Consider the following 23550-nt stretch of genomic DNA (forward strand, 5'->3'; position numbering starts at 1 on the left):
TCCACATTGGCTTATGTACCCGTACCCAAGGACTTAACAAAAGTCAAAACAAAGGTCATGTTCAATCTGACCAAGCGGCAGCTTATCTGCTTCACGGGCGGAGCGCTTATTGGCGTACCGCTTTTCTTTTTGCTCAGAAAACCTACCGGAAACAGTGTAGCGGCTATGTGTATGATGCTGGTTATGCTGCCCTTCTTTATGCTGGCTATGTACGAAAAGCATGGACAGCCCCTGGAAAAGATCGTGGGCAACATTCTCAAAGTAGCTGTGATTCGTCCAAAGCAGCGACCTTACCAGACCAACAACTTTTATGCCGTATTAAAGCGGCAGGAAATGCTCGATAAGGAGGTGTATGACATTGTTCACCGCAATAAAAAAATGGCTGCATCGGATGTTCGGAAAAACCGAGGAAAAAACTGTGCAGCCGGTAAAGACAAAGAAAAAGCTGTCCCGCGCCGATAAGAAGCAGATCGAAGCGGCCATTGCCCGCGCTAACCGTACGGACAAAAAAGGAAAATCTGCGCAGGACAGTATCCCTTATGAACGGATGTGGCCGGACGGAATCTGCCGCATATCGGACAGCCACTACACAAAGACCATTCAGTTTCAGGACATCAACTATCAGCTTTCCCAAAACGAAGATAAGACGGCAATCTTTGAGGGTTGGTGTGATTTCCTCAATTATTTTGACAGCTCGATTCATTTCCAGCTGTCTTTTTTGAATCTTGCGGCATCGGAGGAGACCTTTGCTAACTCCATTTCCATCCCGCCCCAGAGGGACGCCTTTGACAGTATCCGCGAGGAATACACCACAATGCTGCAAAATCAGCTGGCCAGAGGTAACAACGGTCTCATCAAGACCAAATACCTGACCTTTGGTATCGACGCGGACAGCATTAAAGCCGCCAAGCCCCGTCTGGAGCGTATTGAGACCGATATACTTAATAACTTTAAGCGTCTTGGTGTAGCTGCCAGAACGCTGGACGGTAAAGAAAGGCTTTTTCAGCTTCATGCGGTATTCCACATGGATGAACAACTCCCGTTTCAGTTCGAATGGGACTGGCTGGCTCCTTCCGGTCTGTCCACAAAGGATTTTATTGCACCAAGCTCCTTTGAGTTCCGCACCGGCAAGCAGTTCCGTATGGGCAAGAAATACGGAGCTGTTTCTTTTTTGCAGATCCTCGCACCGGAGCTGAATGACCGTCTGCTGGCTGATTTTCTGGATATGGAAAGCTCGCTCATTGTGAGTATGCACATTCAGTCGGTGGATCAGGTGAAAGCCATCAAAACGGTAAAGCGCAAGATTACCGATCTGGACCGCAGTAAGATCGAAGAACAGAAAAAAGCAGTCCGCGCCGGATACGACATGGACATCATTCCATCTGACCTTGCTACTTACGGCAGTGAAGCGAAAAAACTCTTGCAGGATTTGCAGAGCCGCAACGAGAGAATGTTCCTTTTGACCTTTCTGGTGCTGAACACAGCGGACAATCCCCGTCAGCTTGGCAACAACATTTTCCAGGCAGGCTCCATTGCTCAGAAGTATAACTGTCAGCTGACCAGGCTGGACTTCCAGCAGGAAGAAGGGCTGATGAGTTGTCTGCCCCTGGGACTCAATCAGATCGAGATCCAGCGAGGACTGACCACCAGTTCCACGGCTATTTTTGTGCCCTTTACTACGCAGGAACTGTTCCAGAACGGGAAAGAAGCCCTGTACTACGGCATCAACGCCCTGTCCAACAACCTCATCATGGTGGATCGAAAGCTGCTGAAAAACCCCAACGGCCTGATTTTGGGTACGCCGGGTTCCGGTAAGTCCTTCAGCGCAAAACGAGAAATCGCCAACTGCTTTTTGCTTACCAGTGATGATGTCATTATCTGTGACCCAGAAGCGGAGTACGCACCTCTTGTTGAGCGTCTGCATGGGCAGGTCATCAAGATCTCACCTACTTCAACCAACTATATCAATCCGATGGATCTGAATCTGGACTATTCGGATGATGAAAGCCCGCTGTCACTCAAGTCTGACTTTATCCTCAGCTTGTGTGAGCTGATCGTGGGCGGTAAGGAGGGCTTGCAGCCGGTGCAGAAAACCATTATTGACCGTTGTGTACGGCTGGTTTACAACGAATATCTCAATGACCCAAAGCCGGAGAATATGCCGATTTTGGAGGACCTTTATAACCTGTTGCGGGAGCAGGAAGAAAAAGAAGCTCAGTACATTGCAACGGCATTGGAAATCTATGTAACGGGTTCTTTGAATGTGTTTAATCATCAGAGCAATGTGGACATTGATAACCGGATTGTCTGCTATGACATCAAGGAACTGGGCAAGCAGCTTAAAAAAATCGGTATGCTGGTAGTTCAGGATCAGGTGTGGAACCGTGTCACCATCAACCGTGCCGCCCACAAGTCCACCCGTTACTACATCGACGAGATGCACCTGCTTTTGAAGGAGGAGCAGACCGCCGCCTATACGGTGGAAATCTGGAAGCGATTCAGAAAATGGGGCGGTATTCCGACAGGTATCACCCAGAATGTCAAAGACCTTTTGAGCAGCCGCGAGGTAGAGAACATCTTTGAAAACTCCGACTTCGTGTATATGCTCAATCAGGCTGGCGGGGACCGGCAGATCCTCGCCAAGCAGCTGGGCATTTCCACACACCAGTTATCTTATGTGACTCACTCCGGTGAGGGCGAGGGTCTGCTGTTCTATGGCTCCACGATCCTGCCGTTTGTAGACCACTTCCCGAAGAATACCGAGCTTTACCGCATTATGACTACCAAACCCCAGGAACTGAAAAAGGAGGATGAATGATGATGAACCCCAACATTTTGAATAAAAATCCGCTGATGTTTTTTGACAGGGCGGTAAATGCCCAGCGCAGCCAGCTGCTTACAGTCATGGCCGATGCGGTAAGTGAGTGCCGCACGGCGGCAGATCAGGCAGCCGAACTGAATGAGACCGGTCAGGTGGGGCTACTCCGTCTGGCAGAGGTCTGGAGCGCCATTCGTGCTAAAGAAGGTATGGGCGGCCTGATTCTGGAAGGAACAGAGGCGAAGATCCTGTCCGATGTGGTGGCACAGTTTTATGCCTACCTGTCCGGCTGTATGTTCAACGATCCTGTGGGAATGGCCATTTATGCAGAGCTGCACTACATGATGTCCTCCCTCATGCTGGGAGAATGGTTTGAATAAAGAGCCGCGCCTGCGCTTTACTGATGAGGAACGGTCTGATCCTGCACTGGAAAAGCCGATCCGTAAAGCGGAGAAAGCTGCGGCCAGAGCAGATAAGGCGCAGGCCAATATCCCAAAGAAAAAGGTCAGGCAAACGGTCATTGACCCGGATACCAGAAAAAAGACCTCGAAGCTGACCTTTGAGGACAAGAAAAAGCCACCTTCCAAAGTTTCTCAAGGAGTCAGGGAAGCTCCCGTCCATCTGGTCGCAGGCAAGCTCCACAAAGAGATCCGGGAAACAGAGCAGGACAATGTGGGCGTGGAAAGCGCCCACAAGTCCGAGGAAGCGGTGGAGACCGGCGCTTATCTGGTGCGGGAGGGCTATCGCAGCCACAAGCTGAAGCCGTACCGCAAAGCAGCACAGGCAGAGCGCCAACTGGAAAAGGCAAATGTAAATGTTCTGTACCAGAAATCTTTGCGGGAAAATCCTCAGTTTGCCAGCAATCCGCTTTCCCGCTGGCAGCAAAAGCAGGCCATCAAAAAGCAGTATGCCGCCGCCAAACACGCCGGTCAGACTGCCGGAAATACCGCCCAGGCTGCATCCAAAACCGGAAAAGCCGCAAGGACGGTAAAAGAAAAGGTACAGCAGGCAGGGGCATTCGTCATGCGCCACAAGAAGGGTTTCCTGATGGCAGGGGTTTTGTTCCTCATTACCTGTATGCTGATGAATACCATGTCCTCCTGCTCCATGATGGCGCAGAGCATCGGTTCCGTTCTCTCCGGCACCACCTATCCGTCGGATGACCCGGAAATGCTGGCGGTGGAGGCAGATTATGCAGCCAGAGAAGCCCAGTTGCAGGAGGAAATCGACAACATTGAAAGCAGTCACCCAGGGTATGACGAGTATCGCTATGACCTTGGTATGATCGGCCATGACCCTCATGAGCTGGCAGCATTTCTCTCTGCCGTCTTGCAAGGCTACACCCGGCAGAGCGCTCAGGCAGAGCTGGCGCGTGTGTTTGCAGCACAGTATCAGCTGACGCTTACTGAGGAAGTGGAGATTCGCTACCGCACGGAGACCTCAACCGACCCGGAGACCGGCGAGACCACCTCAGAAGAAGTTCCCTATGAGTATTACATTTTGAATGTGAAACTCGCCAGCAAGCCCATTTCCGCTGTGGCGTCGGAACTTCTGACCCCGGAGCAGATGAAAATGTATCAGGTTTACCGGCAGACCATGGGCAATAAGCCGCTGTTGTTTGGCGGCGGCTCCCCTGATACCAGCGGTTCGGAAGATCTGTCCGGTGTGCAGTTCATTAACGGTACCCGCCCCGGCAATGCTCAGCTGGTGGAACTGGCCAAGCGTCAGGTGGGCAATGTGGGCGGTTATCCCTACTGGAGCTGGTACGGCTTTGACTCCCGTGTGGAATGGTGCGCCTGCTTCGTATCCTGGTGCTATAACCAGGCAGGAAAAAGTGAACCGCGCTTTGCAGGCTGTGAGTGGCAGGGCGTTCCGTGGTTCCAGTCTCATGGACAATGGGGTGCAAGAGGCTATAACAATCTGGCTCCCGGAGATGCAATTTTCTTTGACTGGGATTTGGATGGGACAGCAGACCATGTGGGTATCGTGATCGGTACGGATGGCAGCCGTGTTTATACCGTGGAGGGAAATTCCGGCGATGCCTGCAAGATCAAAAGTTATGACCTGAATTATCAAAGCATTAAGGGCTACGGCCTGATGAACTGGTAACAGAGATTTTTAAGAAGGAGTGATAGACGATGGCAAAGAACAAAATTGAGCGCATTGACCAGGAGATTACAAAGGTCCGCGAGAAGATCGCAGAGTATCAGGAAAAGCTCAAGGCGCTGGAAGCACAGAAAACCGAGGCAGAAAATCTGGAGATCGTCCAGATGGTGCGCGCCCTGCGTATGACCCCGACCCAGTTGAGCGCCATGCTGTCCGGTGGCACAGTTCCCGGCAGTTTGGCTGATGACAATAACGAACAGGAGGAAAACAGCTATGAGGAATAAACGATTGCTCCGAACACTTTCCGCCTTTTGCCTGACAATGGTTGTGGCATTTGGCTTTACGATCCCTGCTTTTGCACAGGGGTCAGAACAGGCTCCGGCGGCACCGGCAGAGGATTCTACCAATGATAGCAACGTGATTGTGGAAGAAACAGAACCAGCACCGGCACTTACACCGGAGGGGAATGCGGCACTGGTGGATGATTTTGGAGGCAATAAGCAGCTTATTACTGTTACGACCAAAGCTGGAAATTACTTTTACATCCTGATTGACAGGGCGAATGAGGATAAAAAGACTGCTGTTCACTTTCTGAATCAGGTGGATGAAGCGGATTTGATGGCACTGATGGAAGATGGAAAAGCAAAAGAGGAGCCGCCTGCGGTATGCAGCTGCACGACAAAATGTGAAGCAGGGGCAGTCAATACGGCTTGTCCGGTCTGTGCAACTGATAAGAGTAAATGTACGGGCAAAGCACCGGAACCTCCGGCAGAAACATCGGAGCCGGAAAAGGAGAAGCCTGCCGGATTGAACCCGGCTGCCCTGATCCTTCTGCTGGCTCTGCTGGGCGGCGGTGGCGTATTTGCCTACATGAAGCTCATGAAGAATAAACCTAAGACCAAGGGTAATGACAGTCTGGACGATTATGATTATGGCGAGGAAGATTCCGAGGAATGGGAAACCGAAAATGAGGAGTCAGATGAGCCTGACGCTGACGGGGGCAGCACAGAAGAAGATGACGAGGACAGCGTGAAATGACCCGTTTCACAGACAGTCCCTATGAACGCATGATGACACGCAGGCCGGAGGGCGGGAGGGAAACTTCCCGTCCTCCTTCTTTACCCCACAACCACCCCTGCTATGGTTGCGGGAGTTATGGAAGCCCCTGCGTAGGTATCTGCCATCGTGAGATGGAACGCTGGCTCAAAGAAAGGAAGCGAAAAAAATGAGTGTTCTGATTATATTTATCAAGCTGATTGCTGTTTTTGACCTGCTGGTGATCGCCGTGTATTTTGGCGGCGACATTCTTTCTACCATGTTAAACAAACTTCGGAGAAAGCCAAAGCAAGATTACCCCTTTGATTTCTCCTTAGATACCGTGACAGTTTCATTGTCCATAGATTCTATCCGTCAGCTTTGTTCCGACGATGCGGCAGATTTTGTGGAAGAAAAGATCCTGCCAAATGCGGAGAAAACAATGGCCGTGCTGACGGAACAAGAACAGACGGCGGCTCGTCTGCTCTTATCCGCTTTGATCGGTTTTCTTGCAGCAGAAGCTCCTATGGATGAACAGAGCTTTCCTTTGATGATGGAACTTCTGAACTGCATGGAAGGGGAAAAAGAAGATGGTTGTCAGGATGCAGTAGATAGTTTACTTGAAGATGCCGCCTGCAATACCCGCCGTCACGAAGAATATTACAGCAATTATCAACGCTACCAGCTGATGCAGGTGGATAAAACCCGTGTCATTTTGGCTTGTCGTATCATCATCAATGACCTGCTGGGGAAACTGTACCGCTATGACTACCGGTTTGGTTATAACCTGCTACTGGATGAGGAAAACAGCATAGAGAAAAAACTGCACACGCCTGTGCGGGAAGAATGGGAGGCTGAAGATGATGAGATATAAACTGGTAATCGCTGAAAAACCATCGGTTGCACAAAGTCTGGCCGCCGTGATCGGCGCGACTGCTCGTAAGGACGGCTATCTGGAGGGGAACGACTGGCGTGTCAGCTGGTGCGTGGGCCATCTGGCCGGTCTTGCGGATGCAGACAGTTATGATCCCAAGTATGCCAAGTGGCGATATGATGACCTGCCTATTCTGCCGGAGCATTGGCAGATGGTAGTGGGAAAGGATAAGAAAAAGCAGTTTGATATTCTCAAAAAGCTGATGAACGCCCCGGATGTGACGGAGGTAGTAAATGCCTGTGATGCCGGACGCGAGGGCGAGCTGATCTTTCGCAGCGTCTATGAGCTGGCAGGCTGCCAAAAGCCGATGAAAAGGCTCTGGATTTCTTCGATGGAGGACTCCGCCATAAGGGAGGGCTTTGCAAACCTGCGCCCAGGTGTAGATTATGATGGACTTCGGGATGCTGCTCTCTGCCGTGCCAAGGCCGACTGGCTGGTGGGGATCAATGCCACAAGGCTTTTTTCCGTGCTGTACCACCGCACCCTCAACATCGGGCGCGTTATGTCCCCAACGCTGGCGCTCATTGTCCAGCGAGAAGCTGAGATCGACACCTTTAAGCCGGTTCCCTTTTATACCGTGGCGCTGGAGCTGCCCGGTCTTACCGTATCCGGGGAGCGCATGGCGGATAAAGCTACTGCCGAACAGCTGAAAGAAGCCTGTCAGGGTGCAAATGTCACAATCAAAAAGGTGGAGCGCAAGGAAAAGTCCGAAAAGCCACCTGCCCTTTATGACCTGACTACCCTGCAAAGAGATGCCAACCGCCTGCTTGGATTTACGGCCCAGCAGACCCTGGACTATCTGCAAAGCCTGTATGAAAAGAAGCTCTGCACCTATCCCCGTACTGACAGCCGCTATCTGACCGGTGATATGGCAGACAGCCTGCCGGTGTTGGTGAATCTGGTTGCCAATGCTATGCCGTTTCGCAAAGGGATCGCCATTACCTGTGATCCGCAGACAGTCATCAACGATAAGAAAGTAACCGACCACCACGCAGTAATCCCTACCAGAAATCTCAAGGATGCAGACCTTTCTGCCCTTCCTGCGGGAGAAAAAGCGGTGCTGGAGCTAGTGGCCCTGCGTCTGCTGTGTGCCGTGGCCCAGCCCCATATCTATTCGGAAACCGTTGTGATTGCAGCGTATGTCGGTAGGGAGTTTACCGCCAAAGGAAAAACGGTGAAGCACCCCGGATGGAAAGCACTGGAGGACGCCTACCGTGCCAAAATGAAGGATGCAGAGCCGAAAAAAGAGGGCGCAGAGAAAGCCCTGCCGGAACTGACCGAAGGACAGACCCTTTCGGTTGCTGCGGCAATCGTCAAAGAAGGCAAAAGCAGTCCGCCTCAGCACTTTACGGAGGATACCCTATTGTCCGCGATGGAGACTGCCGGAAAAGAGGATATGCCGGAGGATGCCGAGCGAAAAGGTTTGGGGACACCGGCCACCCGTGCCGGTATTTTGGAAAAGCTGGTATCTGCCGGTTTTCTGGAACGAAAAAAGAGCAGGAAAACGGTGCAGCTTCTCCCTTCCCACGATGCAGTTTCCCTGATTACCGTTCTGCCGGAACAGCTGCAATCTCCGCTTTTGACTGCCGAGTGGGAGTACCGCCTGGGGGAAATCGAGCACGGGCAGCTTGCCCCGGAGGAGTTTCTGGACGGGATCAGCACCATGCTGAAAGATCTGGTGGGGACTTATCAGGTCATCAAGGGAACCGAGTACCTGTTTGCCCCGCCCCGTGAGGTGGTAGGCAAATGCCCTCGCTGCGGTGGGGAAGTTGCAGAACTGCAAAAAGGCTTCTTCTGTCAGAATGATTCTTGCAAATTTGCAATCTGGAAAAACAATAAATGGTGGGCTGCCAAGAAAAAACAGCCGACCAAAGCTGTGGTGTCTGCGCTGCTGAACGATGGCCGTGTCCGTGTGACGGGCCTATATTCGGAGAAAATCGGCAAGACCTACGATGCCACTGTGGTTTTGGAGGACGATGGACAGTACGCCAACTTTAAGCTGGAATTTGACCAGCGGAAAGGAGGCAGCCGATGAAGCTCTCTTTAGTGGAACGGGAAACCATTCTCCTCTATAACCAGGCAGAACCAATGGCTGAGATCTATACTCATGATCCCCGTCTGATGGAGAAGCTGGAACTGCTGGCAAAAAAGCACCCAGACCAGATCACCCGAAAGGACGCCCATAACTTTACCGTTCCCAAGCGGTGTGTATCAGTCCGGGAGCCATACAGCGCCGAGCGTCGCAAAGCTGCCAGTGAACGGGCCAAAGCTGCCGGATACCAGCCCCCTGTGAGAAAGTCCAGCAGTTAAAGGCACATGGCAGAGAATGTATTTGAAGCAGTCAAGCAGTCGGTCAGCACCAGAGAAGCGGCAGAGTTTTATGGGATAAAAGTCAGGCGAAATGGCATGGCCTGCTGTCCTTTTCACGATGATAAGAACCCCAGCATGAAGGTAGACCAGCGATTCCACTGCTTTGGCTGCGGTGAAGATGGGGATGTGATCGACTTTACCGCAAAGCTCTTTGACCTCTCCCCAAAAGAAGCGGCGGAGAAACTGGCACAGGACTTTGGCCTGCTCTATGACAGTCAGGCCCCGCCACGCAGGAGATATGTCCGGCAAAAAACCGAGGCACAGAAGTTTCGGGAGGATCGACAGCGCTGTTACCGTGTACTGTCCGATTACTACTATCTGTTGAAAAAATGGGAAGCCGACCGTTCTCCCAGGACACCGGAGGAAGAACCGCACCACCGCTTTGTGGAAGCAATCCAGAAGAAAGCCTATGTAGAGTACCTGCTGGACCTTTTTCTTTATGAAAGTGAAGAAGAACAAAAGGCATGGATTGCAGAACACACAGCAGAAATCACACACTTGGAAAGGAGATTGAAAATCATGGCTGAGAATAAACCCACCAACCGAGAACGGCTAAGGGAAATCACAGATGGCATCGAGCAGGGCATCAAAGAACTGTTTGAAAGCGAAAAGTATATGCGCTATCTGTCCGTCATGTCTCGATTTCACCGCTATTCGGTAAACAACACCATGCTCATCTATATGCAGAAGCCGGATGCCACTTTGGTAGCCGGATACAATAAGTGGAAAGACCAGTTTGAGCGTCATGTAAAAAAGGGCGAGCATGGCATTACTATCATTGCCCCGACACCGTATAAGAAGAAAATCGAGGAGCAGAAGCTGGACCCGGATACCAAGGCTCCGATTTTGGATAAAGACGGAAAGATCGTTACAGAGGAAAAAGAAATCGAGATTCCCATGTTCCGCCCTGTCAAGGTCTTTGATGTGAGTCAGACTGACGGGAAACCTTTGCCTGAGCTTGCATCATCCCTTTCCGGCAATGTGCCAAATTATGAGGCATTCATGGAGGCCCTGCGCCGCAGCGCACCGGTGCCGATTACTTTTGAAGCAATGGCTGCCGATACGGACGGCTATTTTTCTGCTGATCATCAGAAAATTGCCATTCGTCAGGGCATGAGTGAGGTGCAGACGGTTTCAGCCACAGTACATGAGATTGCCCACAGCAAGCTTCATGACCCTAAAAAATATGAAATGCTACCGTCATGGAAGGTTGTGCAGGAGAGTGAAGGTGGAACCAAGCATGATTTCAAGCTGGATTTTGCCACAGAAAAAGAAGCCGAACAGTTTGCTTCTGATATGGATTGGCGCTATGTGGACGAAAATCAGTTTGAATGGCGTCTTGCAGTCGAGGAAGATGCAACCGCAGAAAAACAAGCAATCAAAAATCGTCACACGGAAGAAGTGGAGGCTGAAAGCATCTCCTATGCAGTCTGCAAATATTTTGGAATTGAGACAGGAGAAAACAGCTTTGGCTATATTGCCAGTTGGAGTCAGGGCAAGGAGCTGAAAGAACTGAGAGCCAGTTTGGAGACCATCAACAAAACCTCCGGCACTTTGATCTCCGACATTGAGCGCCACTATAAGGAAATCTGCAAAGAGCGCGGAATCGACCCTCATGCAAAGGTAGAGCCGGAACCCGCCCCGATAGAGCAGCCAGAAGATGCCGCTAAGGTATCTGATAGACAGCAGACCGGCGATCTGACCTACTATGTAGCAGAGTGCATGGAATTTCCAAACCTCGGAGAATACCACGATAATCTGTCTTTGGAGGAAGCAATCCGCATTTATCAAGAAATTCCGGCAGAGCGAATGAACGGGATCAAGGGTATTGGTTTTGAGCTGAAAGACGGAAGCGACTATGAAGGACCTTTTCCGATTTTGACCGGCCATACCATTGATCTGGACACCATCCAGGCAATCGACTATTACCGTGATAATCCTCTGGTACAAAAAGCAGTAAAGGAACTGGCTGCGGCAATGCCGGAAATGGAAGTGCTGGGGGCGGACGCCAACCAGCAGGAGGCATTGTTTCTGATCGACAATGCCACCTATCTTCATATCCAGTCCTGTGACAGCGGCTGGGACTATACCCTTTACGATTCCGCATCCATGAAAGAACTGGATGGTGGTCAGCTGGATATGCCGGAGCTTTCCTGCATGAAGGCAGCTCTCCAGATTTGTGATGATAACGATTTGAGCAGCGATTCAGTAAAGTATGCGCCCCTGTCTATGATTGAAACCTTGCAGGATGCTGCCTATCAGCAGATGCAGGCAGAGGTCAGTCAGATGACTGCTTCTTCTCAGCTGCCGGAAGCACAAGAGCAGACGCTGGATGAATACCCTATGCCTGATGAGCAGGTATCTGCACCGGATATGCAGGAATACGGCTACTTCTATGATGGGATGCTCCCTGTCACCAGAGAACGGGCGCTGGAACTGGATGCTGCTGGTTTGACTGTCTATGTGCTGCATGAGGACAATACGGAGAGTATGGTATTTGACTCGCAGGAAATCATGGATCATGGCGGACTTTTCGGTGTGGACCGTGAGGAATGGGAGAAAAGCCCTCAGTTCCACGAAAAGGTCATGGAGCGTCAGGAACATCAGCAGGAACGGGAACAAGCATTTCTCGCTCAGAACAGAGATTGCTTTGCCATCTATCAGGTGAGCCGTGACGATCCGCAGAATGTGCGCTTTATGAATTTGGACTGGTTAAAGTCCCATGCCATTTCCATAGACCGCAGTAATTATGACCTCATCTACACTGCTCCGTTGAGTGAGTCTTGCACTGTGCCGGAGCAGCTGGAAAAACTATATGAGCAGTTTAATCTGCAAAAACCGGCGGATTTTCACAGTCCTTCTATGAGTGTCAGTGACATCGTTGCGATCAAGCAGGATGGTAAGGTATCCTGTCATTACTGTGACAGTGTTGGTTTTACCCAGATCCCCGGATTCCTGCCGGAAAATCCGCTGAAAAATGCGGAGATGGCCATGGAGGACGATTACGGCATGATCGACGGTATCATCAACAATGGCGCAAAAGAGCCTACGGTGGCAGATCTGGAACAGCAGGTCCGAAGCGGTCAGCCTATCTCCCTCATGGACTTGGCTGACGCCGTTCATCGGGAGGAACGGGAAAAGAAGAAATCCGTTGTGGACCAGCTGAAAAGCCAGCCCAAGGCAGAACACAAAAAGACAGCACCCAAAAAGAGTGCGGAAAGGGAGATTTGATATGGGAAATTTTACTTTTGAGGAAATGAACCTGATGTGCATTTACAATACCGGTAGCCGCACCGGACTGATCGACAGCCTGCGTGAGATGCGCGGCGAGCTGGCCCCGGAGGAAACCGAGCTGCGGGAGCTGACCGACGGTGCACTGGGCAAGCTCCAAACCATGACGGATGATGAATTTGCGGAATTGGAATTGTACCCGGATTTTGACCAGTAAACACCATAATCGCAGGGATGGGGTGGCGATCTGCCACCCCGCCTTTTTACCCCAAAACTGAAAGGAGGACAGAACACTATGCCAACCAAAGCTGAACTATATGCACAGATGGCGGACAAGGTGGCAACACAGCTCACGGGGAGCTGGCAGGAATGGGCAGGGTTTCTCACTACTGCTTCCCGCCTTTACAAGTACCCGTTCCATGAGCAGCTGATGATCTATGCCCAGCGACCGGACGCCACCGCCTGTGCGGAGTACGATTTGTGGAATGAAAAGATGGGCCGTTATATAAGGCGCGGTTCCAAGGGAATTGCTCTGGTGGATGATTCCGGGGACAGACCTCGCCTGCGTTATGTCTTTGACATTTCCGACACCGGAACCCGTGAACATTCCCGCACTCCCTGGCTGTGGCAGTTGGAGGAGCGCCATCTGGATTCCGTGCAGGCCATGCTGGAGCGCACCTATGATGTTTCCGGTGATGATCTTGCCGGACAGCTCACTGAGGTAGCCGGAAAACTGGCCGAGGAATACTGGACGGAGCATCAGCAGGACTTCTTCTATATCGTTGACGGTTCCTTTTTGGAGGAATATGATGAGTATAACATCGGAGTGCAGTTCAAGGCAGCCGCCACCGTCAGCATCACTTACGCTTTGATGTCCCGCTGTGGACTGGAGCCGGAACGCTACTTCGACCACGAAGATTTCATGGCGATCTTTGATTTCAACACCCCGTCCACCATCGGGGCGCTGGGAACAGCGGTCAGCCAGATCAACCAGCAGGTGCTGCGGCAGATCGGCGTTACCGTCCGAAATGCAGAGCGCGAAGCCAACCAAGAAAGGAGCAAGCAAGATGAACAATCCCATGACCTACATCCAGAACGGAGACTATCAGATTCCCGACCTGAAGCTGAGCCAGCTGCCAGAGAAACCCCTGGGCAAGTACGGCAGGATGAGGAAAACCTACCTGAAAGAACACCGTCCCATCCTCTACAACCAGATGTTGCTGAGCGAGAAGCTGTACCCGCACCTCATCGAGATCGACGAGACCGCCCAGAGCAGACTGGAACAGATGATGCCCCAGCTGGCGAAGGAAGCGGGAGCCACCGAGGAACTGAAAGCCAGCGATCCCATGAAGTGGGTGGGCCTGATGAACACCTGCAAAGCCCAGGCAGAGGAGATCCTGATGGCGGAGCTTATCAACAGCTGACCCTAAACCTGTTCCTCTCCGAAGCGGAGCAGATCCAATCCATAGATGAAGCAGAGAATGTAGCGCATACATCCTCTGCTTTTTCTTTTGCCCAAAATGATATTGACCATGTGCTGCGTTTGGGCGGCAATACAGACCGCCAGAGAGAGCGTGTGGTTGCTGCCTTTGAAAAGCAAAAAACCACCGCTGAGATTGCCGAGATACTGAAAACGCTGTACCACGGCGGCAACGGCCTTGGCAGTGTGAGCGCATGGTATGCCGAGGATGGTATCCATCTTTCCCACGGGAAGTCTGTCCGTTATGACAGGTCTGCCCAGGTCATTTCCTGGGAGAGCGCCGCAGAGCGTATCGGGGAGCTTTTGGAGAGCGGCCAGTTTGCCTCCAATGTGGAGCTTGCAGAAGCGGCAGGCTATGAACGCTCCCTCCTTGCAGAAAAGCTCTGGTATCTGTACCACGATTTCAGCGAGGAAGCCAGAGAAGCAGGATATTTGTCTTGCCTGTCAGAAATCAGAGGCAATGGGTTCCCGGAGGAGACCCGCCGCCTGACGGAGCAGTTGAATGACCCGGCTTTCCGCCAGATCCTCAAGGAAGAATACGCCGCCTTCTGGACTGCCTATCAGCAGGACCGTGACCTGTTGCGCTTTCATTACCATAGACCAAGGGAGATCTGGGAGAACCTGAAGGATCTTGACCTGCCACGCAGAACCTTTGCTTCGGATCTTTCCAAAGTGCCAACCGTCCAGCACTTTATTACCGAGGATGAGATCGACGCCGCCATGACCGGCGGAAGCAGTTTCGCCGGAGGAAAAGGCCGTATCTATGCGTTCTTCATGGCAAACCATACGGATAAGGAGAAAGTGAGATTCCTCAAAGACGAGTATGGCATTGGCGGACGCTCTCATGCCTTGTCCGGTGCAATACACAGCGGCGAAGATCACGATGGGAAAGGACTGCACTATAAAAAGCAGGACTGCCCGGATGTTCACTTGAACTGGGAAAAGGTTGCCAAGCGCATTACCTCTCTTGTCCAGAAAGGCCGCTATCTTACCGAACAGGAACAGGCGCAGTATGACAAAATTCAGGCTGAAAAGGAATTGGCAGAAGAAGATGCCATTCAAGCCCAGCAGCCGGAGGTGGAGGAAGAAACGCCAAAGCCTACCCTTCGGGAGCAGTTTGAGCAGTATAAGCCTGTGGTGACTGCCGCCATATCTGAGGATGTGGCATATCGAAATGCCTGCGGTCATTCCGACCGTGAAAATGCTGTCATCGAGGGCAATGCCGCTGTGCGCCGTGCGGTTCTTGGCTCTAAGGATATGGAGCTGATCCGCCTTTATTCGGATGTGCCGGAGTTCCGCCAGCGCCTGCACCGGGAAGTGATCGACGAAACCTATCCAAAGCTCCATGAGCTTCTGCGCCCTCTTTCTCAGGAAGATATTGATACTGCCCTTTGTGCATGGAACGGCAATATCGAGAGTAAACACGCTGTCGTCCGTTATATGAAAGACCATGCAAGAGAGAAGGATACAGCTGCATGGCTGGCTCAGGAATACGGTGGCAGCAACAGCCCGTTCGTTGTCCGTGCCGGAAGCCCGGAGGAAACACAGCTGCCCTGGCCGAAGGTACAGCGCAGGCTTGCCCAGCTGATTCAGGAGGACCGGTTCTATACCGAAGAAGAACAGGATCGTTTTGACAATATCGACCCTATCGCCATCCGGGAAGCCCTGGAGGAAAGAGGGATCGTCAACGGACAGGTGGCAGACCCGGAAAAACTGGACAATGACCCGTTTATCCAACAGGTGATGTCGGATGCCGAGCAGATCGCAGCTGCCGAGACAGAACAGACTTTCGAGGTTTCCATTTCCGATGAGGAATATGATGCAGTTCGCCGCCCGACTCCGCGAAGAACCTCCTATGATCCTGCCGCCCCGGTTTATGCCGTGGGCGATACCGTGTATATCGAGGATGACGCCTATCAGATCACCGAGCTGCGGGATGACACCGTGCAGCTTCTGCCTACCGGCATGGTATATCCCACCTATCGGGCAGAGCGCAAAGAACAGTTCGAGCAGCTGCTTCGGGCAGACCGCCGCAATGCTTACTATACCGAGTTTCTTCCCATTGACCCGGACAAGGCAGATCAAGACTTGCGGGATGTATTGTCCCATGGACTGATGGATGAAGCAGATAAACAGCAGCTTTCCACGCTACTGCAATCCGGCAGGAGCAACAGTGAGATCGCCTACTGGCTGAGCAGAGCCTATTCCGGTGAGATCGAGACCCTGAATCTGGAGACCGGCGATATTGCCGATTACCGTACCACGGCACAGGGCATGGAGCTGGAAGTCATGGATGCAGAGGAAAAGCGTCTGGCTGTGCTGTATTTCCGCTGGGATGAGGTTGCGCCTTTGCTGCGCGGGATGTATGCCCGTCAGCTGGATGGCTTTGGACAAGAACAGCCCCAACCGTCTGCTGAATCCCCGGCCTTTCATTCCGAGACCGTGGCCGTCTATCCGGGCGATAAGAACCATCTACCTTATGATGTGGTGGTGGAACGGTTGCATATTGAGGAGCCGGAGCCGCCAGCCCCTGTAACAGAGCCGGAGAAAACCTTTGAGGAAGTTCTGGATGAACACCCGGTTTCCATTCAGGTCAACGGCCAGTGGCAGACCTTCCCCAATGCCAAAACTGCCGAGGAAGCCTCCTATGAGGAATACAAGGCTAACCTGCGCCGCAATGCACAGAACTTCCGCATTACCGATGAGCATTTGGGTGAAGGCGGTCCAAAAGCCAAGTTCCAGGCAAATGTTAATGCCATTCGTTTGCTGAAAGAGCTGGAATCTGCCGGACAGCAGGCAAGCCCCGAACAACAGGAGATTCTTTCCCGTTATGTGGGCTGGGGCGGTCTTTCAGATGCCTTTGACCCGGAAAAACCGGCATGGGTTTCCGAGTATGCCCAGCTGAAAGAGCTGCTGACCCCGGAGGAATATGCCGCCGCCAGAAGCTCCACCCTCAATGCCCATTACACCAGCCCTACGGTTATCCAGGCAATCTATGAAGCGGTGGGGCGCATGGGCTTTGAGACCGGAAATATTTTGGAGCCATCTATGGGTGTGGGCAATTTCTTCGGTATGCTGCCGGAGGAAATGCGAAACAGCCGTTTGTACGGTGTGGAGCTTGCCCCGGTTTCCGGGCGTATCGCAAAGCAGCTCTATCCCAAGGCGGACATCACAGTAGGCGGCTTTGAGACCACTGACAGGCGGGACTTCTTTGACCTTGCCATCGGCAATGTGCCTTTTGGTCAGTATCAGGTCAATGACAAAGCCTACAACAAGCTGAATTTCAGTATTCATAACTATTTTTTTGCCAAAGCACTGGATCAGGTGCGTCTCGGCGGTGTGGTAGCTTTTGTGACCTCTCGATATACCATGGACGCCAAGGATTCCACCGTGCGCCGCTATCTTGCCCAGCGTGCCGAGCTGCTGGGAGCTATCCGTCTGCCTAATGACGCGTTCAAAAAGAATGCCGGTGCCGAGGTGGTATCGGACATCATCTTCCTCCAAAAGCGGGACCGCCCGTTGGACATTGTGCCGGAATGGACCCAGACCGGACAGACGGAGGACGGGTTTGCCATCAACCGGTATTTTATCGACCACCCAGAAATGGTGCTGGGCAGACAGGAGCCGGTAAGCACTGCTCATGGTATGGACTACACCGTGAACCCTATCGAGGGACTGGAGCTTTCCGACCAGCTGCATGATGCTGTGAAGTACATTCATGGCACTTATCAGGAGGCAGAGCTGCCGGAGCTGGGCGAAGGCGAAGCTATTGACACCTCCATTCCTGCCGACCCCAATGTGAAGAACTATTCCTATGCCATTGTAGACGGGCAGGTGTACTACCGGGAAAACAGCCGTATGGTGCGCCCTGACCTCAACGCCACCGCCGAAGCCCGTGTAAAAGGTCTTGTGGGACTGCGTGATTGTGTGCAGGAACTGATCGACCTTCAGATGGATGCAGCGGTTCCGGACAGCACCATTCGGGAGAAGCAGGCGGAACTGAACAGTCTCTATGACAGCTTTTCTTCCAAATACGGTCTCATCAATGACCGTGCAAACCGTCTGGCCTATGCAGACGATTCTTCCTATTACCTGCTCTGTGCGCTGGAAGTTATCGACGAGGACGGAAAGCTGGAGCGCAAGGCGGATATGTTCACCAAACGGACCATCAAGCCCCATCAGGCAGTGGCTACTGTGGATACGGCAAGCGAAGCACTGGCGGTGTCCATCTCGGAAAAGGCCTGCGTAGATATGAGCTATATGAGTCGGCTTACCGGAAAAACAAAAGAAGAACTGGCCGGAGAGCTGCAAGGCGTGATCTTCCGTGTACCGGGACAGCTGGAACAGGACGGCACACCCCATTTTGTGACTGCTGATGAATACCTGTCCGGGAATGTGCGCCGCAAGCTGCGTCAGGCGCAGCGGGCGGCACAGCAGGACCCTTCTTTTGCAGTCAATGTGGAAGCTCTTACCGCCGCCCAGCCCAAAGACCTGGATGCGTCGGAGATCGAGGTGCGCCTTGGTGCCACCTGGATCGACAAGGAATATATCCAGCAGTTTATGTACGAGACCTTCAACACCCCGTTTTATCTCCAGCGCAGCATAGAGGTCAACTATTCCTCCTTTACTGCTGAATGGCAGATCAAGGGGAAATCTTCCGTATCCTACAACGATGTGGCAGCTTATACCACCTATGGGACCAGCCGCGCCAATGCTTATAAGATTTTGGAGGACAGTCTGAACCTGCGGGATGTCCGTATCTATGACACCATAGAGGATGCGGATGGAAAAGAGCGCCGCGTGCTGAACGCCAAGGAGACCACTCTGGCTGCCCAAAAACAGCAGGCTATCCGGGAAGCCTTTAGGGACTGGATCTGGAGAGACCCGGAGCGCCGCCAGACTTTGGTGCGCCAGTATAACGAAGAAATGAACTCTACCCGTCCCCGCGAGTATGATGGCAGCCATATCACTTTTGGTGGCATGAACCCGGCCATTACCCTGCGGGAACACCAGAAAAGTGCCATCGCCCATGTGCTGTATGGCGGAAATACCCTGTTGGCACACGAAGTAGGCGCGGGCAAAACCTTTGAGATGGTGGCCGCTGCGATGGAAGCCAAACGCCTGGGCTTGTGCCAGAAATCTCTCTTTGTGGTTCCCAACCACTTGACCGAGCAGTGGGCGTCGGAGTTTCTACGTCTCTATCCTTCCGCCAATATCTTAGTCACCACAAAAAAGGACTTTGAGACCCATAACCGAAAGAAGTTCTGCGCCCGTATTGCGACCGGTGACTACGACGCCATCATCATGGGACACAGCCAGTTTGAGCGTATCCCCATCAGCCGGGAGCGTCAGGAACGGCTTCTCTATGAGCAGATCGACGAGATCACCGAGGGGATTGCAGAGGTGCAGGCCAGCGGCGGCGAGCGTTTTACCGTCAAGCAGCTGGAGCGTACCAGAAAGTCTCTGGAAGCCAGACTGGAAAAGCTGCAAGCCGAGGGGCGAAAAGATGATGTGGTAACTTTTGAGCAGCTGGGTGTGGACCGGCTGTTTGTGGACGAGGCCCACAACTACAAGAACCTGTTTTTATACACAAAAATGCGGAATGTGGCTGGTCTCTCCACCAGCGATGCCCAAAAGTCCAGCGATATGTTTGCCAAGTGCCGCTATATGGATGAGATTACCGGAAACCGTGGCGTGATCTTTGCCACCGGAACGCCGGTCAGCAACTCCATGACCGAGCTTTACACCATGCAGCGTTATCTTCAGTATGAACGCCTGCAAGAACTGAACATGACCCACTTCGACTGCTGGGCTTCCCGATTTGGGGAGACCGTCACAGCATTGGAGCTGGCACCGGAGGGAACCGGCTACCGGGCAAGAACGAGATTCAGCAAGTTTTTCAACCTCCCAGAGCTGATGAACCTGTTCAAAGAAGTGGCGGACATCAAGACCGCCGACCAACTGAATCTGCCTACCCCGGAGGTGGAATACCACAATGTTGTGGCGCAGCCCACCGAACATCAGCAGGAAATGGTCAAAGCTCTTTCGGAGCGTGCATCGCTGGTGCACAGCGGAACCGTTGACCCGTCTCAGGACAATATGCTCAAGATTACCTCGGATGGCCGCAAGCTGGGGCTTGACCAGAGAATCGTCAACCAGATGCTGCCGGATGAACCTGGCACAAAGGTCAATCAGTGCGTGGACAACATCATGCAGATCTGGCGGGACGGCAAAGCTGACAAGCTGACCCAGCTGGTGTTCTGCGACATTTCTACACCGCAGGCAAAAGCTCCTGCAAGCAAGGCGGCAAAAACGCTGGATAATCCACTGCTTCATGCACTGGAAGATGCTGTGTCTCTGCCAGAGCAGGAACCTGTCTTTACGGTATATGACGATATTCGTCAGAAACTCATTGCTCAGGGAATGCCTGCCGACCAGATCGCTTTTATCCATGAAGCCAACACCGAAGTGCGGAAAAAGGAGTTGTTCTCTAAAGTCCGTACCGGTCAGGTGCGTGTCCTTTTGGGCAGCACCGCCAAGATGGGTGCAGGCACCAATGTGCAGGACCGTCTGGTGGCACTTCATGACCTGGACTGTCCGTGGAGACCGGGAGACCTTGCCCAGCGCAAGGGCCGTATCGAGCGCCAGGGTAACCAGAATCCTCTTGTCCATGTGTACCGCTATGTGACCGAAGGAACCTTTGACGCATACCTCTGGCAGACGGTGGAGAATAAGCAAAAATTTATCAGTCAGATCATGACTTCTAAATCACCGGTGCGTTCCTGCGATGATGTGGACGAAACAGCCCTCAGTTTTGCCGAGATCAAGGCTCTGTGTGCCGGAGATCCCCGCATCAAGGAGCGTATGGATTTGGATGTGGAGGTATCCCGCCTGAAGCTGATGAAAGCTGACCACCAGAGCAAGCAGTACCGTCTGGAGGACCAGCTGCTCAAATACTTCCCAGAGGAGATTGAAAAGCACAAGGGTTTTATCAAGGGCTTTGAATCTGACCTGGAGGTTTTGGCAGCTCACCCGCACCCGGAGGACGGCTTTGCCGGTATGGAGATTCGTGGAGACCTGCTGACCGATAAGGAGAACGCCGGTGCAGCCCTTTTGGATGCCTGCAAGGAGGTTAAAACCTCCGATCCGGTGCAGATCGGCAACTACCGGGGTTATGCCATGTCCGTGGAATTTTCCGCTTGGAAACAGGAGTATACGCTCCTGCTGAAAGGACAGATGACCCACCGGGCAACCCTTGGTACAGACCCTCGCGGAAATCTTACCCGTATCGACAATGCCCTTGCTCAGATGCCCCAGCGTCTGGAGTCGGCAAAGGCACAGCTGGATAACCTTTGTCAGCAGCAAGCTGCGGCAAAGGAGGAAGTCGGAAAGCCATTCCTTTATGAAGAAGAACTGAGAAGCAAAAATGCCCGTCTGGTGGAGTTGGATACCCTGCTCAACATCGACGGAAAGGGGCAGGCACACACCGAGTCTGTTGTTGCCAAAAGCACACGGACTTCGGTGCTGGATAACCTAAAACGCCCGGCGCAACCCCGCAGTACAGACAAGAAACCAAAACAGCATGAGGAGGTGCGATAACATGAATACTAACGATCTGAATACAGCCCTTTATGAAAAGATGGCTGCCGAACAGGATAAGTTCCGGGACTGGCTGAAAAGCCAGCCCCCGGAAGAAATCCTGCACCACACCTATGAATATACTGTCCGTGAGGATATTGTGATGGCGATGGAGGAGCTGGAGCTGACCGACGCCCAGGCCAAGGCACTTTTGGAATCTCCCTCTCCATTGGCGGATGTGTACCGCTATTTTGAAAAGCTGGAGACCGGCTATATGGATGTGATCCGGGACAGTATTGAGAACCGTGCCGACGATGTGTGCAGAGCTAAAGAGGAACTGCGAACAACACCGATCTATCCCCATTCAGCTGCCTATGCGAGAGAACATGGGGAGCTGGAGCAGTACCGAGCTTCCAACAATGTAAATCGCCAATGCAAGGAATCTATTGAAGCGGCGGTGCGGGAGCACTTCGACGGAATGTATCTCAGCCACGATGCGGCAAAGGGTGTGATCGAGACCTATGGCATGGAGCGTGTGTCCATGGTTCTGTCTAACACGGTCCAGCTTCAGGACTGGGATGGGCGTTACTCCCGACGCAACAAAGAATGGGCCAAGACCATTCCTAACGATAATACCGAAACCGTCCGTTGTGGTTATGCCTTAAACAGCCACCCTGCTGTGCTGGATGGCTTTATTGATCTGGTGCGAGAAGAACAGCAGCGCAGCCGTACCCAGAGAGAAAAACTGGAACCGTCCCGTCCCTCAGTACGGGATAAGCTCAAACAGGAGCTGCCCGCCCATAAGTCTGCCGCCCCGAAAAAACGGGAGCCGGAGCGATAACCATGGCAAAGCGCAAGCGGGATGTGCCGGTTTTGTTTTGGGTGTCCGCAGAAGAACTGGAACTGATCCATCAAAAGATGCAGCAATACGGGACAGAGAATTTGAGCGCTTATCTGCGGAAAATGGCGCTGGATGGTTATGTGGTCAAGCTGGAACTGCCAGAGATGAAGGAGTTGGTCTCCCTGATGCGCCGAAGCAGCAACAACTTGAACCAGCTGACCCGCAAAGTGCATGAGACCGGGCGGGTTTATAATGCTGACTTGGAGGATATATTCCAGCGGCAGGAACAACTGTGGGAGGGTGTGAAGGAAATCCTTACCCAACTCTCCAAACTTTCATAACAGGGATAGATACTCCATTTGCGGAGGGAGGAACGGCGTTTCTTCGCCGCACCTTCCTCCGCTTTTTCTTTTTGTCTGTATCCTTGTCTTTTGCCTGTCTGTACCGGATAATATGAGTAGAATAAGAAGCGTAGCAAAGGAGTGAAAACAGATGCTGACCTTTGAAAAGGTGCTGGAGATTTTTGCGGATTACCTAACCGCAGACGAGACCATAGAAGTTTATATCAGCCGCCATGGATGTGTAAGAGTTGAATTTGACCAAGATTTTCACTATTGCTCTGGCGAGGTGTGCCATACTCCCAAGGAACTGTTCGACCTCTTAGCCGATGATTACCGGACTTATCTGGAGATTGAACTGACCAAAGGAAAACGGGAAGTGACGGAAGATGATGAGAGAGAAGCGGATGCCCTATGCAAACAGTATCTGGAGCGTTGGAAGGAGGAACAGAAATGAAGATTTTGAAATGTCTGCTGATGATCGTAACTGCACCGGTCATTTTGGCGTTGACGCTTTTTGTCTGGCTCTGCACGGGGCTGATCTACATATCCGGTCTGGTGCTTGGTCTACTAAGCACGGTAATTGCTCTGCTTGGCGTGGCTGTGCTGATTACCTATTCCCCGCAGAATGGTGCAATTTTGCTGGTTATGGCATTTTTGATTAGCCCGATGGGGCTGCCGCTGGCTGCGATCTGGCTGCTGGGCAAGGTACAGAGTTTGAAATTTGCGATCCAGGATTGGGTGTATGGGTAAATGATGTGAATATAATTTGGAATGAAAAGAAGCAGGACAATGGGAGATGAGACCCAATGCCCTGCT

Annotated in this window: 19 protein-coding genes; 18 read left to right on the top strand and 1 reads right to left on the bottom strand. The window is 52.3% G+C overall.

Annotation, left to right across the window (positions count from 1 at the left end; translation table 11 throughout):
- Positions 1 to 6 precede the first annotated feature (6 nt).
- The 12 genes from LI126_RS09385 to LI126_RS09440 are packed head-to-tail and all read left to right on the top strand — an operon-like array spanning position 7 to position 12711.
- Complete coding sequence (locus LI126_RS09385) at positions 7 to 462, top strand: PrgI family protein (protein ID WP_002576235.1); 456 nt, start codon at positions 7 to 9, stop codon at positions 460 to 462.
- Positions 419 to 2818: a VirB4-like conjugal transfer ATPase, CD1110 family gene (locus LI126_RS09390; protein ID WP_134107572.1), complete on the top strand. Its 2400-nt coding sequence runs from the start codon at positions 419 to 421 to the stop codon at positions 2816 to 2818. Before LI126_RS09385 ends, LI126_RS09390 begins: the two co-directional genes overlap by 44 nt.
- Positions 2818 to 3198 carry a DUF3851 domain-containing protein gene (locus LI126_RS09395; protein WP_009322011.1) on the top strand — a complete coding sequence of 127 codons (381 nt, stop codon included), beginning with the start codon at positions 2818 to 2820 and terminating at the stop codon, positions 3196 to 3198. The genes LI126_RS09390 and LI126_RS09395 overlap by 1 nt, the downstream gene beginning before the upstream one ends.
- Positions 3191 to 4927 (top strand): C40 family peptidase, encoded by a 1737-nt coding sequence (locus LI126_RS09400; RefSeq protein WP_227165263.1) that lies wholly within the window; start codon positions 3191 to 3193, stop codon positions 4925 to 4927. The genes LI126_RS09395 and LI126_RS09400 overlap by 8 nt, the downstream gene beginning before the upstream one ends.
- A gap of 29 nt (positions 4928 to 4956) precedes the next feature.
- Positions 4957 to 5208 carry a DUF4315 family protein gene (locus tag LI126_RS09405; RefSeq protein ID WP_006777886.1) on the top strand — a complete coding sequence of 84 codons (252 nt, stop codon included), beginning with the start codon at positions 4957 to 4959 and terminating at the stop codon, positions 5206 to 5208.
- Positions 5198 to 5962 carry a DUF4366 domain-containing protein gene (locus LI126_RS09410; RefSeq protein ID WP_227165264.1) on the top strand — a complete coding sequence of 255 codons (765 nt, stop codon included), beginning with the start codon at positions 5198 to 5200 and terminating at the stop codon, positions 5960 to 5962. Before LI126_RS09405 ends, LI126_RS09410 begins: the two co-directional genes overlap by 11 nt.
- On the top strand, positions 5959 to 6153 hold the full coding sequence (locus tag LI126_RS09415; protein ID WP_004797798.1) for a hypothetical protein: 195 nt from the start codon (positions 5959 to 5961) through the stop codon (positions 6151 to 6153). The genes LI126_RS09410 and LI126_RS09415 overlap by 4 nt, the downstream gene beginning before the upstream one ends.
- Entirely contained in the window at positions 6150 to 6833 is a 684-nt protein-coding gene (locus tag LI126_RS09420; protein WP_227063872.1) for a conjugal transfer protein TraG, read from the top strand. Before LI126_RS09415 ends, LI126_RS09420 begins: the two co-directional genes overlap by 4 nt.
- On the top strand, positions 6820 to 8928 hold the full coding sequence (locus LI126_RS09425) for a type IA DNA topoisomerase (RefSeq protein WP_227165265.1): 2109 nt from the start codon (positions 6820 to 6822) through the stop codon (positions 8926 to 8928). Before LI126_RS09420 ends, LI126_RS09425 begins: the two co-directional genes overlap by 14 nt.
- Positions 8925 to 9203 carry an immunoglobulin gene (locus tag LI126_RS09430; protein ID WP_120094612.1) on the top strand — a complete coding sequence of 93 codons (279 nt, stop codon included), beginning with the start codon at positions 8925 to 8927 and terminating at the stop codon, positions 9201 to 9203. Before LI126_RS09425 ends, LI126_RS09430 begins: the two co-directional genes overlap by 4 nt.
- Before the next feature lie 6 nt (positions 9204 to 9209).
- Positions 9210 to 12494: a YodL domain-containing protein gene (locus LI126_RS09435; RefSeq protein ID WP_227165266.1), complete on the top strand. Its 3285-nt coding sequence runs from the start codon at positions 9210 to 9212 to the stop codon at positions 12492 to 12494.
- Between the two features lies 1 nt (position 12495).
- A complete protein-coding gene (locus tag LI126_RS09440) occupies positions 12496 to 12711 on the top strand; it encodes a transposon-transfer assisting family protein (RefSeq protein ID WP_044907647.1) in 216 nt (71 codons plus the stop codon).
- 96 nt (positions 12712 to 12807) lie between these two features.
- Here the strand turns inward: LI126_RS09440 and LI126_RS09445 are convergent, their stop codons facing one another.
- Complete coding sequence (locus LI126_RS09445; RefSeq protein ID WP_227165267.1) at positions 12808 to 13575, bottom strand: hypothetical protein; 768 nt, start codon at positions 13573 to 13575, stop codon at positions 12808 to 12810.
- Between LI126_RS09445 and LI126_RS09450 the strand changes: the two genes are divergently transcribed.
- The 6 genes from LI126_RS09450 (at position 13574) to LI126_RS09475 (ending at position 23484) form a co-directional block, all read left to right on the top strand.
- Positions 13574 to 13918, top strand: a complete 345-nt coding sequence (locus LI126_RS09450; protein WP_430392975.1) for a TnpV protein — start codon at positions 13574 to 13576, stop codon at positions 13916 to 13918. The genes LI126_RS09445 and LI126_RS09450 overlap by 2 nt on opposite strands.
- Before the next feature lie 1496 nt (positions 13919 to 15414).
- Positions 15415 to 21573 carry an SNF2-related protein gene (locus LI126_RS09455; RefSeq protein ID WP_442919972.1) on the top strand — a complete coding sequence of 2053 codons (6159 nt, stop codon included), beginning with the start codon at positions 15415 to 15417 and terminating at the stop codon, positions 21571 to 21573.
- Between the two features lies 1 nt (position 21574).
- Positions 21575 to 22393, top strand: coding sequence for a DUF3849 domain-containing protein (locus tag LI126_RS09460; RefSeq protein ID WP_227165269.1), 819 nt, complete (start codon positions 21575 to 21577; stop codon positions 22391 to 22393).
- Between the two features lie 2 nt (positions 22394 to 22395).
- Positions 22396 to 22734, top strand: coding sequence for a plasmid mobilization protein (locus LI126_RS09465; RefSeq protein WP_227165270.1), 339 nt, complete (start codon positions 22396 to 22398; stop codon positions 22732 to 22734).
- A 151-nt stretch (positions 22735 to 22885) separates the two neighbouring features.
- The gene (locus tag LI126_RS09470) at positions 22886 to 23188 is read left to right on the top strand and encodes a hypothetical protein (protein WP_015529855.1); all 303 of its coding nucleotides are present in this window, start codon (positions 22886 to 22888) and stop codon (positions 23186 to 23188) included.
- Positions 23185 to 23484 (top strand): CD1845 family protein, encoded by a 300-nt coding sequence (locus tag LI126_RS09475; RefSeq protein ID WP_117552929.1) that lies wholly within the window; start codon positions 23185 to 23187, stop codon positions 23482 to 23484. The genes LI126_RS09470 and LI126_RS09475 overlap by 4 nt, the downstream gene beginning before the upstream one ends.
- Positions 23485 to 23550: the final 66 nt, after the last annotated feature.

Origin of the sequence: Mediterraneibacter sp. 210702-DFI.5.30, assembly GCF_020560115.1 — a bacterium.
GTDB classification, from domain to species: domain Bacteria; phylum Bacillota; class Clostridia; order Lachnospirales; family Lachnospiraceae; genus Mediterraneibacter; species Mediterraneibacter faecis.

Coding starts and splice junctions, on each gene's coding strand:
- LI126_RS09435 (WP_227165266.1), top strand. CDS start 9,210: ATGGCAGAGAATGTATTTGAAGCAGTCAAGCAGTCGGTCAGCACCAGA.
- LI126_RS09405 (WP_006777886.1), top strand. CDS start 4,957: ATGGCAAAGAACAAAATTGAGCGCATTGACCAGGAGATTACAAAGGTC.
- LI126_RS09455 (WP_442919972.1), top strand. CDS start 15,415: ATGAAAGACCATGCAAGAGAGAAGGATACAGCTGCATGGCTGGCTCAG.
- LI126_RS09470 (WP_015529855.1), top strand. CDS start 22,886: ATGCTGACCTTTGAAAAGGTGCTGGAGATTTTTGCGGATTACCTAACC.
- LI126_RS09445 (WP_227165267.1), bottom strand. CDS start 13,575: ATGGGATTGTTCATCTTGCTTGCTCCTTTCTTGGTTGGCTTCGCGCTC.
- LI126_RS09460 (WP_227165269.1), top strand. CDS start 21,575: ATGAATACTAACGATCTGAATACAGCCCTTTATGAAAAGATGGCTGCC.
- LI126_RS09475 (WP_117552929.1), top strand. CDS start 23,185: ATGAAGATTTTGAAATGTCTGCTGATGATCGTAACTGCACCGGTCATT.
- LI126_RS09425 (WP_227165265.1), top strand. CDS start 6,820: ATGATGAGATATAAACTGGTAATCGCTGAAAAACCATCGGTTGCACAA.
- LI126_RS09430 (WP_120094612.1), top strand. CDS start 8,925: ATGAAGCTCTCTTTAGTGGAACGGGAAACCATTCTCCTCTATAACCAG.
- LI126_RS09410 (WP_227165264.1), top strand. CDS start 5,198: ATGAGGAATAAACGATTGCTCCGAACACTTTCCGCCTTTTGCCTGACA.
- LI126_RS09450 (WP_430392975.1), top strand. CDS start 13,574: ATGACCTACATCCAGAACGGAGACTATCAGATTCCCGACCTGAAGCTG.
- LI126_RS09420 (WP_227063872.1), top strand. CDS start 6,150: ATGAGTGTTCTGATTATATTTATCAAGCTGATTGCTGTTTTTGACCTG.
- LI126_RS09465 (WP_227165270.1), top strand. CDS start 22,396: ATGGCAAAGCGCAAGCGGGATGTGCCGGTTTTGTTTTGGGTGTCCGCA.
- LI126_RS09415 (WP_004797798.1), top strand. CDS start 5,959: ATGACCCGTTTCACAGACAGTCCCTATGAACGCATGATGACACGCAGG.
- LI126_RS09440 (WP_044907647.1), top strand. CDS start 12,496: ATGGGAAATTTTACTTTTGAGGAAATGAACCTGATGTGCATTTACAAT.
- LI126_RS09395 (WP_009322011.1), top strand. CDS start 2,818: ATGATGAACCCCAACATTTTGAATAAAAATCCGCTGATGTTTTTTGAC.